This is a genomic window from Bradyrhizobium sp. KZN70725 (assembly GCF_055264925.1).
This window is the reverse complement of the sequence record NZ_JBUYWT010000008.1, coordinates 1-17,920: the sequence shown is the minus strand read 5'-3', so window position 1 is coordinate 17,920 and position 17,920 is coordinate 1. Positions and strand designations below refer to the sequence as shown.

Annotated in this window: 15 protein-coding genes and 1 pseudogene; 13 read left to right on the top strand and 3 right to left on the bottom strand. The window is 66.0% G+C overall.

Features of this window, described 5'->3' with window-relative positions; translation table 11 throughout:
• Positions 1-227: 227 nt before the first annotated feature.
• The 5 genes from ACZBJS_RS09885 (at position 228) to ACZBJS_RS09865 (ending at position 5,469) form a co-directional block, all read left to right on the top strand.
• The gene (locus ACZBJS_RS09885) at positions 228-1,163 is read left to right on the top strand and encodes a glycine--tRNA ligase subunit alpha (protein ID WP_316393662.1); all 936 of its coding nucleotides are present in this window, start codon (positions 228-230) and stop codon (positions 1,161-1,163) included.
• Positions 1,163-3,259, top strand: a complete 2,097-nt coding sequence (gene glyS / locus ACZBJS_RS09880; protein WP_463438673.1) for a glycine--tRNA ligase subunit beta — start codon at positions 1,163-1,165, stop codon at positions 3,257-3,259. Before ACZBJS_RS09885 ends, glyS begins: the two co-directional genes overlap by 1 nt.
• Positions 3,260-3,262: 3 nt before the next feature.
• Complete coding sequence (locus ACZBJS_RS09875) at positions 3,263-3,859, top strand: class I SAM-dependent methyltransferase (RefSeq protein ID WP_076824004.1); 597 nt, start codon at positions 3,263-3,265, stop codon at positions 3,857-3,859.
• Complete coding sequence (locus ACZBJS_RS09870; protein WP_057014925.1) at positions 3,856-4,230, top strand: GFA family protein; 375 nt, start codon at positions 3,856-3,858, stop codon at positions 4,228-4,230. Before ACZBJS_RS09875 ends, ACZBJS_RS09870 begins: the two co-directional genes overlap by 4 nt.
• Before the next feature lie 138 nt (positions 4,231-4,368).
• Positions 4,369-5,469 (top strand): hypothetical protein, encoded by a 1,101-nt coding sequence (locus tag ACZBJS_RS09865; protein WP_316393664.1) that lies wholly within the window; start codon positions 4,369-4,371, stop codon positions 5,467-5,469.
• A gap of 135 nt (positions 5,470-5,604) precedes the next feature.
• Here ACZBJS_RS09865 and ACZBJS_RS09860 read toward each other — a convergent pair whose 3' ends face one another.
• Positions 5,605-5,964, bottom strand: coding sequence for a DUF1236 domain-containing protein (locus tag ACZBJS_RS09860; RefSeq protein WP_076824009.1), 360 nt, complete (start codon positions 5,962-5,964; stop codon positions 5,605-5,607).
• A gap of 234 nt (positions 5,965-6,198) precedes the next feature.
• Here ACZBJS_RS09860 and ACZBJS_RS09855 point away from each other — a divergent pair, with 234 nt between their 5' ends.
• From ACZBJS_RS09855 to ACZBJS_RS09820, 8 genes are all read left to right on the top strand, one after another.
• On the top strand, positions 6,199-6,354 hold the full coding sequence (locus ACZBJS_RS09855; RefSeq protein ID WP_016844375.1) for a DUF3096 domain-containing protein: 156 nt from the start codon (positions 6,199-6,201) through the stop codon (positions 6,352-6,354).
• A 91-nt stretch (positions 6,355-6,445) separates the two neighbouring features.
• Complete coding sequence (gene ppdK / locus ACZBJS_RS09850; RefSeq protein WP_168857492.1) at positions 6,446-9,367, top strand: pyruvate, phosphate dikinase; 2,922 nt, start codon at positions 6,446-6,448, stop codon at positions 9,365-9,367.
• Positions 9,368-9,511: 144 nt separating this feature from the next.
• Positions 9,512-9,724 (top strand): hypothetical protein, encoded by a 213-nt coding sequence (locus ACZBJS_RS09845; protein WP_168857493.1) that lies wholly within the window; start codon positions 9,512-9,514, stop codon positions 9,722-9,724.
• Positions 9,725-9,847: 123 nt separating this feature from the next.
• Positions 9,848-11,326: a cell wall hydrolase gene (locus ACZBJS_RS09840; RefSeq protein WP_463438672.1), complete on the top strand. Its 1,479-nt coding sequence runs from the start codon at positions 9,848-9,850 to the stop codon at positions 11,324-11,326.
• Positions 11,327-11,516: 190 nt separating this feature from the next.
• Positions 11,517-12,761: an MFS transporter gene (locus ACZBJS_RS09835; protein ID WP_316393666.1), complete on the top strand. Its 1,245-nt coding sequence runs from the start codon at positions 11,517-11,519 to the stop codon at positions 12,759-12,761.
• Between the two features lie 47 nt (positions 12,762-12,808).
• Positions 12,809-13,795 carry an acrylyl-CoA reductase (NADPH) gene (acuI, locus tag ACZBJS_RS09830; RefSeq protein WP_316393667.1) on the top strand — a complete coding sequence of 329 codons (987 nt, stop codon included), beginning with the start codon at positions 12,809-12,811 and terminating at the stop codon, positions 13,793-13,795.
• Between the two features lie 186 nt (positions 13,796-13,981).
• Positions 13,982-14,560 carry a hypothetical protein gene (locus tag ACZBJS_RS09825; protein WP_028332627.1) on the top strand — a complete coding sequence of 193 codons (579 nt, stop codon included), beginning with the start codon at positions 13,982-13,984 and terminating at the stop codon, positions 14,558-14,560.
• A 139-nt stretch (positions 14,561-14,699) separates the two neighbouring features.
• Entirely contained in the window at positions 14,700-14,933 is a 234-nt protein-coding gene (locus tag ACZBJS_RS09820; RefSeq protein WP_016844381.1) for a DUF6894 family protein, read from the top strand.
• 24 nt (positions 14,934-14,957) lie between these two features.
• Here ACZBJS_RS09820 and ACZBJS_RS09815 read toward each other — a convergent pair whose 3' ends face one another.
• Complete coding sequence (locus ACZBJS_RS09815) at positions 14,958-17,663, bottom strand: DUF2339 domain-containing protein (RefSeq protein ID WP_316393668.1); 2,706 nt, start codon at positions 17,661-17,663, stop codon at positions 14,958-14,960.
• 64 nt (positions 17,664-17,727) lie between these two features.
• A pseudogene (locus tag ACZBJS_RS09810) lies at positions 17,728-17,920 on the bottom strand (IS630 family transposase); the annotation flags it as partial.

Here is a 17,920-nt window from a genome sequence, read left to right as displayed (position 1 = left end):
CTCGCCCCGCGCTTGCGGGGAGAGGGCCGGGGTGAGGGGCTGTTTCCGCAGATTCGAAAGACCTACGCGGAGAGTCCCCTCACCCGAAATGCGCGCTGCGCGCGAATTTCGACCTCTCCCCGCAAGCGGGGCGAGGTGCAGAAACATCCCCCATCGCCTTGATTCCATTGGCTGCCGCCGATACGGTCCCGCGCGCCTCACACCCCCTCGCGAGATCGATTCCAACGATGGACGCCCTGCCTGACCACATGCGCCCGGAACGTTCGTTCCAGGGCTTCATCCTGGCCCTCCAGCGGTTCTGGGCCGAGCAGGGGTGCGTCATCCTGCAGCCCTACGACATGGAAATGGGCGCCGGCACCTTCCATCCCGCGACCACGCTGCGCGCGCTGGGGCCCAAGCCCTGGAACGCGGCCTATGTGCAGCCCTCGCGCCGGCCCAAGGACGGCCGCTACGGCGAAAATCCCAACCGCCTGCAGCACTACTACCAGTTCCAGGTGATCATGAAGCCGTCGCTGCCGAACCTTCAGGACCTGTACCTGAAGTCGCTGGCCGCGATCGGGATCGACGCCGCCGTCCACGACATCCGCTTCGTCGAGGACGACTGGGAAAGCCCGACCCTCGGCGCCTGGGGCCTCGGCTGGGAGTGCTGGTGCGACGGCATGGAGGTGTCGCAGTTCACCTACTTCCAGCAGGTCGCCGGCGTCGAATGCGCGCCAGTCGCGGGCGAGCTTACCTACGGACTCGAGCGGCTCGCGATGTATGTGCAGGGCGTCGACCGCGTCTACGACCTCAACTTCAACGGCCGCGAGGGCGCCGAGAAGGTGACCTATGGCGACGTCTTCCTGCAGGCCGAGCAGGAATACTCACGACACAATTTCGAGCACGCCGACACCGCGATGCTGTTCGAGCAGTTCAGGATGGCCGAGGAGGCCTGCCGCAAATATCTCGCCGCCGGCTGGCGTGAGGGTGGGAATCAAAAGGAACATCTGATGGCCTTGCCGGCCTACGACCAGTGCATCAAGGCGAGCCACGTGTTCAACCTGCTCGACGCCCGCGGGGTCATCTCGGTGACGGAGCGGCAGAGCTACATCGCCCGCGTGCGCGACCTGGCGAAGGCCTGCGGCGAGGCATGGATCCACACTGAAACGGGCAGGGCGGTCTGATGCCCGATCTTCTCCTCGAACTGTTCTCCGAAGAAATTCCCGCGCGCATGCAGGCGAAAGCGGCCGACGATCTGCGCCGCATGGTGACCGACAAGCTGGTCGCCGAAGGCCTGGTGTATGAGGGCGCCAAGGCATTCGCGACCCCGCGCCGTCTTGCGCTCACCGTGCACGGCATTCCCGCGCGCCAGCCCGATTTGAAGACCGAACGTCGCGGCCCGAAGATCGGCGCCCCTGATGCGGCGGTGCAGGGCTTTCTGAAAGCGACCGGTCTCACGTCGCTGGATGAAGCAAAGGTCCAGAAAGATGCGAAGGGCGACTTCTACATTGCGCTCATCGAAAAGCCCGGCCGTGCCGCGATCGACGTGATCGCGGAAATGCTGCCGGTGATTATCCGGACCTTCCCCTGGCCGAAATCGATGCGCTGGGGCGCGCGCTCGGCGAAATCAGGCTCGCTCACCTGGGTGCGCCCGCTGCACGCCATCACCGCGACCTTCGGTCTGGAGACCGAGGAGCCCGACATCGTCAAGTTCTCCGTCGACGGCATCGAGGCCGGGCAGACCACCTATGGCCATCGCTTCATGGCGCCGGGTGCGATCTCCGTGCGCCGCTTCGAGGATTACGAGGCCAAGCTGAAGGCCGCGAAGGTGATCCTCGATCCGCAGGCGCGCAAGGACATCATCCTCGAGGACGCCAAGGAACTGGCGTTCGCGCAGGGCCTCGAACTGGTCGAGGATCAGGTACTGGTCGACGAGGTTTCGGGCCTCGTCGAATGGCCGGTCGTGATGATGGGATCGTTCGAGGAGCAATACCTGTCGATCCCCGACGAAGTGATCCGCGCCACCATCCGCAACAACCAGAAGTGCTTCGTGGTCAGGGATCCCAAGACGGGCAAGCTGACCAACAAGTTCGTGCTGACCGCCAATATCGAGGCGCCCGACGGCGGCAAGACCATCGTCGCCGGCAATGAGCGCGTGATCCGTCCGCGGCTGTCCGACGCAAAATTCTTCTACGAGACCGATCTGAAGACCAAGCTGGAAGACCGGCTGCCGAAGTTCGAGCAGATCGTGTTCCACGAGAAGCTCGGCACCCAGGCGGAGCGCATCAAGCGGATCGAGCGGCTCGCCGCCGAGATCGCGCCGCTGGTCGGCGCCGACGTCGCGAAGACCAGGCGCGCCGCGCGCCTCGCGAAGGCCGATTTGCTGACCGAAGTGGTCGGCGAATTCCCGGAGTTGCAGGGCCTGATGGGCAAGTACTACGCGCTGGCGCAGGGCGAGGATGCGTCCGTCGCCGCCGCGAGCGAGGACCACTGGAAGCCGCAGGGGCCGACCGATCGCGTGCCGACCGATCCGGTCGGCGTCGCGGTCGCGCTGGCGGACAAGCTGGACACGCTCGCCGGATTCTGGGCGATCGATGAGAAGCCGACGGGTTCGAAGGACCCGTTCGCGCTGCGCCGGGCAGCGCTCGGTGCGATCAGGCTGATCGTCGAGAATACGCTGCGCCTGCCGATCCTGAAGACGGCCAAATCCGCGTTGCTCGGATTGTCGCTCGAGGCCGATGCCGAAACGCTGCCGAACGATCTGCTAGCCTTCTTTGCCGACCGCCTGAAGGTCCAGCTCCGCGATCAGGGCGCGCGCCACGATCTCGTCGATGCCGTGTTCTCGCTTGGTGGCCAGGACGATCTGCTGCTCGTCGTCCGGCGCGTCGAGGCGCTCGGCAAATTCCTCGACAGCGACGACGGCAAAAACCTGCTCGCTGGCACGAAACGCGCCAGCAACATTCTCGCGATCGAGGAGAAGAGGGACAAGCGGACCTTCGACGGCGCGCCTGACGCCGCGCTCTACACGCTCGACGAAGAGAAGACGCTGGCCAAGGCGATCGACCAGGTGAAGGCCGAGGCCTCCGCCGCCGTCGCCAAGGAAGACTTCGCCGGCGCGATGAGCGCGATGGCCAAGCTGCGTCCGGCGGTCGATGCGTTCTTCGACAAGGTCAAGGTCAACGACGACGATCCGAAGGTGCGCGAAAACCGCCTCAAGCTGCTCAACGAGATCCGCGCTGCGACGCGCGCGGTTGCGGACTTCTCCAGGATCGAGGGCTGATCGATGGACCGCGCAACGCTCGCCGCTTACGACAAGGATGCGGCGGCGTTTGCGCAGGACTGGCACGAACAGCCGGCCCCGGTCGATCTGCACGACATCGTCACGCGGTTCTTCATCCGGGGCGGCGCGACCGCCGATATCGGCTGCGGCAGCGGCCGCGAGGTGGCTTGGCTCAATGCCAACGGCTTTCCGGCCGAAGGCTTCGACGCCTCCGGGGGCCTGCTCGCGGAAGCCTGCGCCCGCTATCCGGCGCTGCGCTTTGCCCGCGCCGAGCTGCCGGACCTGTCCGGCACCGCCTCCGGCAGCTTCGACAATGTGCTCTGCGAGACCGTGATCATGCATCTCGATCACGCGCTGATCGCGCCGTCGGTCCGTCGCATGTTCGATATCGTGAAGCCCGGCGGCATCTTCTATCTGAGCTGGCGCGTGACCAGAGGTGACGATGCGCGCGATGCGCATGGCCGGCTTTACGCGGCGTTCGATACCGCGCTGGTGCGGGCCGAGCTGGCGGCGGCCGAGTTGCTGCTCGACGCGGAGGTCGTCAGCGCATCGTCCGGCAAGGTCATTCACCGGCTGGTCGCCAGCAAGGGCGGGCGATGATGGCGCGGCTCGCGACATGCGCCTGCGGACAGCTCCGCGTCACCTGCCAGGGCGAGCCCACCACAGTAGCGCTGTGTCATTGCCTGGAGTGTCAGAAGCGAACCGGCAGCACCTATGGCGTCGCGGCGTTCTTTCCGCGCGCTGACGTCGAGCCGCAGGGCGAGGCGCGCGAATACAGCCGCATCGGCGGCAGTGGATCTGCCGTGGTGTTTCATTTCTGCCCGAATTGCGGATCGTCGGTCTATTGGGAGCCCGGTCGCGCGCCGGACCTGATCGGCGTTGCGGTCGGCGCCTTCGCGGACCCCGATTTTCCCGCACCGTCGCAATCGGTCTTCACGCAGCGCCGCCACGCCTGGGTCGTCGACAAATAGACCACCGCCGCAGCGATTTGCGTCGCGCTGGAAATATTTCGACACAATTTGCAATTTGTTAACCATGCCCTGCGAAGGTCCTGACAAAGCAACGATTTCTTAAGACATCGCCCCTCGCGCCAATGCAGGGACCGCCCGATGACCTCGATCGGCACCACGCCCAATCCCTACGCCCAATATGGTTCGGCCTATGCGCGGGCAGCAGCGACGCCGTCACTGGCGGCGACCTTGTCGGGCGACGGCACCGCCGGCGATCTGTCGGCGTCCTCGACGGCCAACGCGGCAACCAACCTCACGCTGTCGGACGCCGCCCGCGCGCAGCTCGCCAAGGCGCCGCTGCCGGATTTTGCCACCGTCACCAGCGATGCGCGGATCACGCTCGACCGGCTCTACACGGTCGCCGGCGTCAAGGCGCCGATCGTCGACGGCAAGACCACCATCGATCTCTCGACGCTGGACCGTCGCTCGCTGTTTGCGATCTCGACCAACAATGGCGGCAAGTTCACCCCGGACGAGCAGACTGTTGCGGCCACCGAGCTAAAGCAGCGCTTCGACAAGGCGTTGGAGCCGTCGCTGGCGACCACGCGCCTGACCGGCGACTACAGCATCAGCTACAAGACCGCGCTCGATTATCTCGATGGTGCGAGCGATGAGGAGAAGGCCACCGCAACCTGGGCCCGCCAGCGCGCCGCGGTGCTGAAGGGCTATCAGGCGACGCAGCAGGATCCGAACACGGCACCATCGGGAATTTCCGGCGATCCGATCGCGGCCTCGCTGGCGGGGACGGCGCCTCCCACAAAGAGCACCACGCGCGACTTCAGCAGCATTGCCAGCGACGTGCGCGCCTTCCTCGATCGGCAGAAGAGCGAGGCGGCGAAAAGCGGCAAGGAGCTGGTCTACGATCCCCGCCGCAAGACCGGACAGCTCGCCGACCTTTCCTCGCTCGACAACCGCTCGCTCTCGGCGATCTCGCTGAACCAGGACAAGAAGTTCTCCACCGAGGAGATCTTCGCGGCCAAGCAGGAACTCAATACGCGGACGCGTCTCGCCGTGCTCGACGCGCTGAAGCAGAGCCAGACCGCCGGCGATCCGCGCCAGTTCAGCCTCGGCATCCTCAAGCAATATTCCTCGATGAGCGCGGAGGAGCGCCAGGCTGCCAACTGGACGCAGGATTTCCAGGACGCCGCGATCAAGAGCTACAAGTCGACCTCGACGCTACTCTCGATCCTCAAGTCGTAACCCGGCACGGCATCAGAACGGAAGAGCCCCGCCCGGAGGGGAGGCCGGACGGGGCTTTCTGGTCCGGTCGATCCTCGCGCACATCCGCTTGCGCGGCGCCCGGACTGTCGTTCAGGCGATCGTGCTGACGTTGATCTAGTCGACCACCTGAACGATCCGTCGCGAACGCGGCTCGACCAGAACGGTCTCGCCGTTCACGACGGTGTAACGATAGGGCGTCGCGCCGAACCGCTGCGGCACGTCGTAATAGGTCACGCCGGCGTCAGGCAGCACGGTGCCGACCACGACGCGATCCGGAACCGTGTAGTTCGGTACACGCTCGCGCACGATGTATTCGCGGAATGCCGGACGCTGTTCGACCGCGATGCCTCCGTCATCATCGACGGCGACTGCCGGACCACCGCGGACGATGCCAACGGTCTGGGCCTGTGCGGCAACAGCCGGCACCGTGATCGCGGCAGCAACCGCTGCAACGGCAAGTAATCTGTTTCGCATGGCTCGCTCCATTCTTTTTCGGTGCGCGCCAGCCTTCGCCGATGCGCACGGCGAGCCAATGCATCGGCTGCGGTGATGTTCCGGAAAGCCGCCGCCATATACGCGGCAATTTGGAGCAATTTTCGTGAGTTGCGGGAACTCGTCGGCGGGACGGGCGTCTTGATGTGGGAACTTCCCTCAGCGGATAAACTGCCGCTCGATTCGCTCCTCCAAAAACCCCCGGAGAAAACTTCAATGACCATCACCGCTGGGCATCTGCCTGCTATCGTGGCTCTGATCGCAGGCGTCCTAATCCTGATCATGCCGCGGCTCCTCAACTACATCGTCGCAATCTATCTGATCTTCGTCGGGCTCGTGGGGATGGGTCTGCTGCGCTGGTTGCACCTCTAGCGGGAAAGCGGGGTTTCGCGGCTTGCGCGGAACCCCTCAAAATGGTGTAAGGCGCGCATCTTCGACCCCTCCTTCCGGATTGTTGTCTGACATGGCCAAAGCCGTCGCGAAGTCCAAGAAAACTGCTGCGAAAACTGCCGAGAAAACAGCAGCGAAATCAAAGCCCTCCGCCGCAGCCCGCAAGGCCGCCCCGGCGCGCAAGGCGCTGAAGAAGAGCGCCCCGAAGGCGGCGCCGAAAGCCGCTCCCAAATCGGCTGCAAAGCCGGCCGCAAAGCCCGCTGGGAAGGCGCCGGCGAAGGCCGTTGCGAAGAAGGCGGCCCCGGCTGCGATCAAGGCCGGCAAGTGGGTCTATACGTTCGGCGACGGCAAGGCCGAGGGCCAGGCGACCTTGCGCAATCTGCTCGGCGGCAAGGGCGCCAACCTCGCGGAAATGGCCAATCTCGGCCTGCCGGTGCCTCCCGGCTTCACCATTCCGACCTCGGTCTGCACCTATTTCTACGAGCACGACAAGACGTATCCGAAGGAATTGAAAGCACAGGTTGAGAAGGCGCTCGACTATGTCGGCAAGCTGACCGGCAAGACGTTCGGCGACGCCAAGAACCCGCTGCTGGTCTCGGTCCGCTCGGGCGCGCGCGCCTCGATGCCGGGCATGATGGACACCGTGCTCAACCTCGGCCTCAACGACCGCACCGTCGAGGCGCTGGCCGAACTCTCCGGCGACCGCCGCTTCGCCTATGACAGCTATCGCCGCTTCATCACGATGTATTCGGACGTGGTGCTCGGCTTCGAGCATCATCACTTCGAGGACATCCTCGACACCTTCAAGGACGGCCAGGGCTATTCGCTCGACACCGACCTCACCGGCGACGACTGGGTCGAGCTGGTCGGCAAGTACAAGGAGGCGGTCGCCAAGGAGACCGGCCACGACTTCCCGCAGGATCCGCACGATCAGCTGTGGGGCGCGATCGGCGCGGTGTTCTCATCCTGGATGAACGCGCGCGCGGTGACCTATCGCAAGCTGCACGACATTCCGGAATCCTGGGGCACCGCCGTCAACGTGCAGGCGATGGTGTTCGGCAACATGGGCGAGACCTCGGCCACCGGCGTCGCGTTCACCCGCAATCCCTCGACCGGCGAGAGCAAGCTCTACGGCGAGTTCCTGATCAATGCGCAGGGCGAGGACGTCGTCGCCGGCATCCGCACGCCACAGGACATCACCGAGGAGGCGCGCCAGGAATCCGGCTCCGACAAGCTGTCGATGGAAGCGGCGATGCCGGCCGCGTTCAAGGAGCTGACGCGGATCTACACGCTGCTCGAGAAGCACTACCGCGACATGCAGGACATGGAGTTCACGGTCGAGCAGGGCAAGCTGTGGATGCTGCAGACCCGCGGCGGCAAGCGCACCGCGAAGGCGGCGCTGCGCATCGCGGTCGAGCTCGCCAATGAAGGCCTGATCTCGCGCAAGGACGCGGTGACGCGGATCGATCCGGCCTCGCTCGACCAGCTGCTGCACCCGACCATCGATCCGGCCGCCAAGCGCGACGTGATCGCGACCGGCCTGCCGGCGTCGCCTGGCGCTGCCTCGGGCGAGATCGTGTTCTCGTCGGACGAAGCGGCCAAGCTGCAGGCCGACGGACGCAAGGTCATCCTGGTCCGTATCGAGACCAGCCCGGAAGACATCCACGGCATGCACGCGGCGGAAGGCATCCTCACCACCCGCGGCGGCATGACCTCGCACGCGGCGGTGGTTGCGCGCGGCATGGGCAAGCCCTGCGTCTCCGGCTGCGGCACCATCCGCGTCGATTACGGCCGCGGCACCATGAGCGTGGGCTCGCGCACCTTCAAGACCGGCGACGTCATCACCATCGATGGCTCGGTCGGCCAGGTGCTGGCCGGCCGCATGCCGATGATCGAGCCGGAACTGTCCGGCGAGTTCGGCACGCTGATGGGCTGGGCCGACGAGGTCCGCAAGCTCGGCGTTCGCGTCAACGGCGACACGCCCGATGACGCGCGCACCGCGGTGAAGTTCGGCGCCGAAGGCATCGGCCTCTGCCGCACCGAGCACATGTTCTTCGAGGAGACCCGCATCCGCACCGTGCGCGAGATGATCCTCTCCGAGGACGAGCAGTCGCGCCGCGCCGCGCTGTCGAAGCTGTTGCCGATGCAGCGCGCCGACTTCGTCGAGCTGTTCGAGATCATGCAGGGCCTGCCCGTCACGATCCGCTTGCTCGATCCGCCGCTGCACGAGTTCCTGCCGCACACCCAGGCCGAGATCGAGGAAGTGGCGCGCGCCATGAACACCGATCCGCGCAAGCTCGCCGACCGCGCCCGCGAACTCTCCGAGTTCAACCCGATGCTCGGTTTCCGCGGCTGCCGTCTTGCGATCGCCTACCCGGAGATCGCCGAGATGCAGGCGCGTGCGATCTTCGAGGCTGCCGTCGAAGCCGGCAAGCGCACCGGCAAGCCGGTCGGTCTCGAGGTGATGGTGCCGCTGATCGCGACCAAGGCCGAGTTCGATCTGGTCAAGGCGCGGATCGATGCGACAGCCAACGCGGTGATGAAGGAAACCGGCGTCAAGCTGAGCTACCAGGTCGGCACCATGATCGAGCTGCCGCGCGCCTGCCTGATGGCGGGCGAGGTGGCCGAGACCGCGGAGTTCTTCTCCTTCGGCACCAACGACCTGACGCAGACCACCTACGGCATCAGCCGCGACGACGCCGCGAGCTTCCTCGGCACCTATGTCGCCAAGGGCATCCTCGAGATCGATCCGTTCATCTCGGTCGATCGCGACGGCGTCGGCGAGCTCGTCAGGATCGGCGTCACCCGCGGCCGCAAGACGCGTCCGAACCTCAAGGTCGGCATCTGCGGCGAGCACGGCGGCGATCCCGCGTCGGTCGCGTTCTGCCACGAGGTCGGGCTCGATTACGTCTCGTGCTCGCCCTATCGCGTGCCGATCGCGCGTCTCGCCGCGGCGCAGGCCGCGCTCGGCAAGGAGATCGCCAGCCAGGCGTGAGCGATCTTACAGTTCAGAGAGTGCGATGGCCGGGACCAAGTCCCGGCCATTTTTGTTTGTTGAGGCAGCCTGAAAATATAGCGTCATTGCGAGCCGACGGGTCGCGCGAACGCGCGCCCGATGACAGGCTCCGCGAAGCAATCCATGTTTCCACTTGCCGAGCCATGGATCGCTTCAGCCTTCGCCAAGGCTTCGGCGGACAAGTCGTCGCTGTCGCTCCTCGCAATGACGGCGGGTGGCTACCGTGCCTGCAACACTTTGTTCACCATCTCCGTTGACTTGTTGTTTACGACTTTCATGCGCCGCGCGTTTACCAAGGCGCGCAATGCAACGTGCGAAACATGCGCGATCGCTTGAGTGTAGCGCGCGAGCAACGCCGATTAACTCCGCGGCAACCTAAACGGTTTAGCAACGAGAAAGGTCGAATTGCGCGGATGTACCGCGTTCGATTGCACTCAGTAAGCGTTGCGTGAGCGTACGATGTTTGTGTCGCGTAACCAGCCGAGGGGCGCACGTCTTGCGCTCTTCGGTCTCGGTCTTGGCATCTTCGCACTGATGCCGACCGAGATCGGATATCAGGATATCGCCTCGCTCCTGGCCCGGCAGCCCGGCGTCGCCGAGCGCTGGCAGAAGCGCGTCTTCGCCTCCGCCGTCGGCTCCATCCAGGTCGCGACCTACAGCTTCGGCCGTCCGATCGGCACGTCCGCGCCGCAAGCGCCGCAAATCCTGCTCGCAAGACTGGACAGTTCGAACCTCGACATCACCGGAACGGTGACGCGCAATCCGATCACGGCCCCGCCGCCGCGCTATCAGGCATCCGATTTTCCCAAGGTCGATCGCACCATGAAGGGCGATCGCCTCGTCGTCCGGCGGCCCGATCAGGTCGAACCGGCGGAGCCTGCAAATACGGCGCCGGCGAACGAGGATCCGGCGACATCGAATTCGTCGGTCAAGGGCATGAAGACCGCGACCGCACCGGCCGACAGCGCGCCGCTCGATCCTGAATTGCAGGAGGCGCTGCGCGCGCCGCCCTTGCCGCAATATGCCAAGCCGTCGCCGCAGCAGAACGACGTGTCGCTCTCGCTCGAGGCCAGCCCGCTCGACGATCTGAAGCCCGCGCCCGCAAAGCCCGCTGCTGCGCCCGCCGATGCGGCGCGCGAGCGCGACCCGTTCGCATTTCAGACCGCCAGTCTGTTCTTCGGCTCGTCGCTCGGCACGCCGGAGAACCTCGAGCGCTGGCAGCCCGGCGAGGCGCCGGTTGTCGTACCGCCGGCAGCAACGCCCGATCCCGACATGAAGGTGATGGCGTCACTGCCGGTCGATGCCGACGGTCCGGTCAAGGCCGGCGAGATGGGCGAGAGCATCGCGCCGAAGGGCGAGGTCAATGCGGACGACCAGCACACCAAGACGCCGGCGGAGCGGCTCGGCCTGTTCGACGAGAAGTCGCGCGCCAAGTCGGAGAAGTGCCTCGCCGAGGCGGTCTATTTCGAAGCCCGCGGTGAAGCGGTGCGCGGCCAGATCGCGGTCGCCCAGGTGGTGCTGAATCGCGCCTTCTCCGGCAAATATCCGGAGACGGTGTGCGGCGTGGTCTACCAGAACAAGAATCGCCATTACGCCTGTCAGTTCACCTTCGCCTGCGACAACGTCGCCGACGTCGTCCGCGAGCCCGACATGTGGGATCGCGCCAAGAAGATCGCGAAGGCGATGCTCGACGGCGAATTGTGGCTGCCGGAAGTCGACCGCTCGACCCACTACCACGCCTACTGGGTGCGGCCGTCCTGGGTCAGCGAGATGAAGAAGATGTACAAGTTCGGCGTCCACACCTTCTATCGCCCGCGCGCCTGGGGCGACGGCAGCGACGCGCCGAGCTGGGGCAACCCGGCCGAGACCGCCAAGATCTCGGCGCAGCTCGCCGAGGCCGCCCAGAGCTCGGCCGAGCAGGCCAGCGCCCGGCGATAGGGCCTTCTGCCTCCCGTTCCGCGGCCGGCGTGCCCCGGAATGACGGTCATCATCCTCTCCGATTCTGCAGAGCAGCCCTGCAGGCGAATATTTTTCTCCGGCCCCTCTTGGGGTTTTCATGCACCTGCATTAACTCCCCGTAACGTTCGGCGGGGCGGCTCCCCGCGCAGCAGTTGCGGGGGAAGACAAGATGGCCGTTACCACCGGGGATCTTCGACCGACGTCGGGCACGTGGCGCACGCCGCTTGTCATCATCGTCTGTGGCTGCGCGATTGCGCTGCTGAGCTTCGGGCCGCGCTCCAGCCTCGGCTTCTTCGTGCAGCCGATGAGCCATGAATTCACCTGGGGCCGCGACGTGTTCGGCCTCGCGCTGGCGCTGCAGAACCTGTTGTGGGGGCTCGGCCAGCCGATCGCCGGCGCGATTGCCGACCGCTTCGGGCTGCTGCGTGTGATGGTCGTCGGCGCACTGCTTTACGCCGCGGGCCTGCTCCTGATGCGTTACTCGGCGACGCCGCTCTCGCTCAACCTTGGCGCCGGCGTCTTGATCGGCTTCGGCCTGTCGGGCTCATCGTTCAACCTGGTGCTGTCGGCGTTCAGCAAGCTGCTGCCGCCCGCGCAGCGCGGCATCGCGCTCGGCGCCGGCACCGCCGCGGGCTCGTTCGGCCAATTCCTGTTCGCGCCGTTCGGCGTCGCGGTGATCGACAATTTCGGCTGGCAGACCGCGCTCCTCGTATTCGGCGCGCTGATGCTGCTGATCCTGCCGCTGTCGCTGGCACTCTCGACACCGCCGGCGGAGACGAATGACGCCGCGCCGGCTGATCAGCAGTCGTTCAAGACCGCGCTGGCGGAGGCGTTCGGCCATCGCTCCTACGTGCTGCTGGTGCTCGGCTTCTTCACCTGCGGCTTCCAGCTCGCCTTCATCACCGTGCATCTGCCGGCCTATCTCGCCGACCGCGGCATTCCGGCATCGACCGGCGGCTGGGTGATCGCGGCGATCGGCCTGTTCAACATCGTGGGCTCGCTCAGCGTCGGCTGGCTGCAGAACGTCTTCCCGAAGCGCTACATCCTGTCGGTGATCTACTTCACCCGCGCGGCGTCGATCGTCGCCTTCATCTCGTTCCCGATCACGACCTTCTCGGCGATCGCGTTCGGGGCAATCTCCGGCCTGACCTGGCTCTCCACAGTGCCGCCGACTTCGGCGCTGGTGGCGCTGATGTTCGGCACGCGCTGGTTTGCGACGCTGTACGGCTTCGCCTTCGTCAGCCATCAGGTCGGTGGCTTCCTCGGCGTCTGGCTCGGCGGCATCGTGTTCGAGCAGTATGGCTCCTACACCCCGATCTGGTGGCTGTCGGTGCTGTTTGGCGTGCTGTCGGCGCTGATCAATCTGCCGATCGTCGAAAAGCCCGTCGTCCGCCCGGTTGCGCAGCCTGCCTGATGGGGTAAACCATTTCCCCGAAACCAAGATTACGGGGAGTGCACATCGTGGCAACGTTCAAGGCAATCAGGATCGACAAGGCGGACAAGGGTACCACCGCCGCACTCACCCAATTCGACGAAGCCGAGCTGATGGACGGCGACGTCACCGTCCGCGTCGAGTGGTCGACACTGAACTACAAGGACGGCCTCGCACTGACTGGCAAGGCACCGGTGGTGCGCCGGTTCCCGATGATCGCCGGCATCGATTTCGCCGGCACGGTCGAGCAATCCAGCCATCCGGACTGGAAGGCGGGCGACAAGGTCGTCTGCAACGGCTGGGGCATGGGCGAGACCCATCTCGGCGCCTATGCCGAAAAGGCCCGGGTCAAGGGCGACTGGCTGGTGCGGCTGCCCGACGGCATCTCGGCCCGCGATGCGATGGCGGTCGGTACCGCCGGCTATACCGCGATGCTCTCGGTGCTGGCGCTGGAGAAGCATGGTCTCACCCCGAAGAGCGGCCCTGTGGTGGTCACGGGTGCCGCCGGCGGCGTCGGCTCGGTGGCGATCGCCGTGCTCTCGAAGCTTGGCTACCACGTCATCGCGTCGACCGGGCGGACGTCGGAGACCGACTATCTCAAGGGTCTCGGCGCCACCGAGGTGATCGACCGCGCAGAACTGTCAGGTGCGCCCAAGGCGCTGGCGAAGGAGCGCTGGGCCGGCGGCGTCGACAGCGTCGGGTCGACCACGCTCGCCAACCTGCTGTCGATGACGAAGTATGGCGGAGCCATCGCGGCCTGCGGTCTGGCGGCCGGTATGGATCTGCCGTCGTCGGTCGCGCCCTTCATTTTGCGGGGCGTGTGCCTTCTCGGTATCGATTCGGTGATGTGTCCGATCGAGCTGCGGAGGACCGCCTGGCGCCGCCTTGCCAGCGATCTGGATAAGGCAAAACTGGCTGATATCACTCATGAAATCGCCCTGGACGAAGTCATGGGCTTTGGCGCGAAAATCCTCGGTGGCCAGGTCCGCGGCCGCATCGTGGTAAAAATAGTCTGAGGACGTTCAGACTTTACCAACCAAGCTGCTCCAATGTTGCCACTGTTGGTATGGTAAGCAGCGGGTAAAGAGACTTGCAGCATGATCCCGGGGGGCCGGGTTTCCTCGCGCAGACGTCGAAAAGCGTTGGTGCGGGGGTCATGCGCAACAAGGAGCGAGTGCCCGCGCTCGTAAGTGGAGTAGCTCATGCTTGCGCGTTTGGTGTTGGGGGCCGTCACGGCCGGAGCAATGGTCGTGCCGGCATTCGCGGGCATGATGAACGCCGATGAGGCCCGCAGGTTCGTCGCCGGCAAGGTGTTCGCGTTCACCTGTTTCGATGGCACCCGCGGCGCCGGTCGCATCCTCGACGATCTGGGTGCGGCAGGCTCGGTCCAGTTCTCCGGCTCGGGGCCGATCCGTCACCTGCGCCTGCCCGGCAACACGCTGCAGATCCGCGGTCAGAGCGTTTGCGCGTCGCTGAAGGGCATTCCGTTCGAACCGTGCTTCAATCTCGACAAGCAGGACGACCGCTCGTTCCGCGGCTCGGTCTCCGGCATGGGCTTTGCCTATTGCGATTTCCATCACCAGGGCGGCCAGCAGATGCTGATGGCGCGCGCGGCGGCGCGTCCGCGCTCGCTGCATCCGCGCACCCGATCCGCGGATGCCTCGCAGACCGAAGTGTCGCGCGTTGAGACGCCGCAGGTCGGAAGCGCGAAGCTCGAGCCGGTCAAGGCCGAGCCCGCCAAGGTCGAGAGCGCGCCGGAATTGCGCCGCTCCACCGACTAACCTTTCATCTGCGCGCTAGCGGGAATAGCGCCGCCAAGCCGTAGTCATACGGATGGCGGTCGCCACGCCTTGCTCGCTACTCAATACCTGGCGTTCGCCGTGAGGCGGGACATTGGGGACTCTGATTTTGAGTAGTCATATGGCGCAATATTTTTTTCGAATTAGTGATGGCGATTACGCTGGTGCATCCGACCACGCGACGGAGTTTGAAAGCCGCGACGTGGCCTGGGCCGAGATGACCAAGGTCTGCGGAAATTTCCTCGGCAGCATTTCGCGCAATCTGAAGCAGAACAGCGAATGGCACATGGAGCTGCTCGACGAGGGCAGAAAACCCGTGTTCAGGATTCGACTGGTCGCCGAGTCCGTCGACTGAAGCTGTCTTTCAGGACGGCAAGTCCTAACCCTCAGCCTGCGCGAGCGGCTGAGCGGTTCGCCTGCGAAACAGGATCCGCTGATACAGCCAGCCGATCGCGACCAGCACGATGCCAAGGCACATGAACGACAGCGCCCGGTAGACACCCGTGAGCGTCGACATGTCGATCAGGAACGCCTTCAGGATCGTCAGCCCGATCACCGCAGCAGACGCGAGCCGCGCCCGCTGCGAGTTGACGACGATGCCGATGCCGAGCAGCGCGACGCCGAACATCAGCCAGGCGATCGAATAGGTGTATTGCTCCGCGCCCGTGGTCTCGCCGCGCGTCAGCACGGGTCCGTGGTAGAGCCTGCGAATCTCGAACGTGACGTAAGCGAGCGCAAGGACCAGCGCGCCGGCGGCGATCGTGTTGGCATAGCCGGCAGGACGATGGCCCGCCACCGCATAGGACAGCAGCAGCGCCAGCACCGCCGGCAGCGCGTAGCCGAGCAGCAGCAGGTTGATGAAGCTGCCGCCGACGTCCTGCCACCACAGTATCGGGTTCTCCAGCGCCAGCAGTCCGAACAGGCTGGCAAGCCCGGCGAATGCGGTCAGCAGGATCGCGCCGACATTGTGCACGATGCTGCCGCTGCGCAGGCGCAGCCGCTCCAGTCCGATCGCCATCGCAAGCGTCGCGCCGACCTGCAGCGCGACCTCGGTCAGCCCGGCGCTGGCATAATAGACATCGCCGCTGTTGACCGCGTGGCGGATCTCCATGAAGGCAAGCAGCACCGTGAACAGGATCGCGGCGGATTCGACGATGCGCAGCGGGACGTCGTCGCCGTTGCGACGCAGGAAATGGCTTGCCGCCCAGAATGACAGCGCCGGCACGCCATAGCCCCACAGCAGCCAGTTGAAGATCGGCGTGGTGCCGACGGCGTCGCCCGCGATCCGCGGCTCATAGCCGATGCGCAGCACGACGATGCCGGCCAGGATCGCGGCAAGCCAGCGCAGGAACGGAATCGGCCGCTGCACCGACAGCCACGCCGTGCCCATCGACACCAGCGCGAGCGCGATGGTGAGCCAGCCCTTGTCGAGCGCGAAGGTCAGCGCCAGCGCCAGCGAGGCGAGGGCGCCGGTGGCGGACAACGCAATCGAAGGCGACAGCTCCGGCCGCTCGTCGCGCCGGGTCAGCGCCTCGGTCGCGGCTGCGTAGGCCGCCGCCAGCAGCACGGCGAGGACCGCGAACGGGATCGAGCGGTCGAGATGCGCGATGCGTGCATAGAGTGCGACCAGCAGCGCGACCGGCGTGAACACCGCCGCCGCGGCCCAGGTCACCGTGACCTTCGTGGTGGTAAAACGGAATTGCGCGAGGAAGCCGGCGATGCCGAAGGCGGCCGCGAACAGCGCGGCGGTGACGAGATGCAGCGAGACCGAGCCATCGGTCACGGACCGGCCGATGCCGGGGATCGCGCCGCCCGGCAGCACCAGCATGTCGACGTTGCGGCGGACGGCCCATTCGCCGAACACAATGAACACGAAGATCGACGCGGCGCCGATCGCACGGGTAGCAGCAGGCGCGCGCCAGGCGACAAGCAGGCTCGCGGCTGTCAGCAGCGCAAAGCCGATCATCGCGGTGTCGGCGTGGGCGCTGTTGAGCGCGATCAGCATCGCGCCAAACAGATAGGCGGCGAGCGAGCTAGATGAAATCGGCTCGATCTCCTCGCCGTCGCCGTCGGGACCGAACATGAAGCCGCAGACCACGAGCAGCGCCGCCAGCACGAAGCCCGCGATGACATGGAAGACGTGCGGCGCGATCATCTCGGGCCCGCATTGCAGGCAAGGGAAGGTCCACAGCAGCGCGAAGGCGATCGTCGTGACCGCGAGCCAGCGCCACAGCCGGATCCGGGCGAGGCCGAACGCCGCCGCCGTGACGATGGCGAGGTAGACGTAGAGCGACCAGAAGTCGGGCTTGTCTGACGACACCAGGAGCGGCGTGACGAAGGCGCCGACGATGCCGAGCCCGGCCAGCGCGGGTCCGTGCAGCAGCGCGGCCGCCAGCGTGCCGAGCGCGACCATACCGAGCAGGATGAAGGCGCTCGCCGGGGCGAGGAAATCATACAGCGCGTAGGCGGCGTAGACGGTAGCGAATGCCACCGCGGTGCCGGCGGCAGTGAGGATCGCCGGGATGTTGGCGATCGGCAGCGCCGCGATGTTGGAGATGCTTTCCTGGCGCCTGGTCCATTCACCGGCGCCGAGCAGCGCCAGCGCAAACAATCCGCCGAGCATCGTGCGGACGCCGGGGCCGAGCAAGCCGGCCTCGATCGAATAGCGCACCATGAAGAAGCCGCCGAGCGCGAGCGTCAGGCCGCCGATCCACACCACCCAGCGCGTGCCGAGCGTCTCCTCGAAGCCGGGTGCAGGCTGCGGAGGGGCTGGCGGCTCCGGCAGGGGCGGCGGTACGGCACCTGGCGCGTCCGCGGCTGGCTCGGTCTGCGCGGCCGGTTCGCTGGGAGCCGCCTCCGGGAGCGGTGGCGGCGCGACGGAAGGCGCCGTCGGCGGCGTCTGCTCGAACTCCTGCAGCGGAGTCAGCGGCGGCGGCATGGCCGTCCGCGCGGCGGCGCCGCCCGCGGCCTCGATCGCATCCAGGCGGCGCTGCAGCAGGTCGATCCGGCCCAGCGCCTTGCGCGCGAAAATGATCGCGACGATGGCGAGGACGAGCGTCAGGAAGTCGAACGGCGAATCGAACATCGGGCCTCCGGCAGGACGCGCCGGACTTGGCCAGCCCGGCGGCCCGTCGCAACCTAGTAGCTCGTCACAGTGATTTTGACTCTTTGGGTATGCCTGGATAGGCGCGCCCCAGTTTGGTGCGAGCTTTGTCCGTTGTGAACATCCAGTTGATACGGGCGCGAGTTTTGTTTCGCTGCCGCTCCCATGCTGCGATCTCGTTTCTAAGGCGTTTTGGATCGTCGATCCGGCGGCCGAGACACTGCCCTTGGAGCACGCCG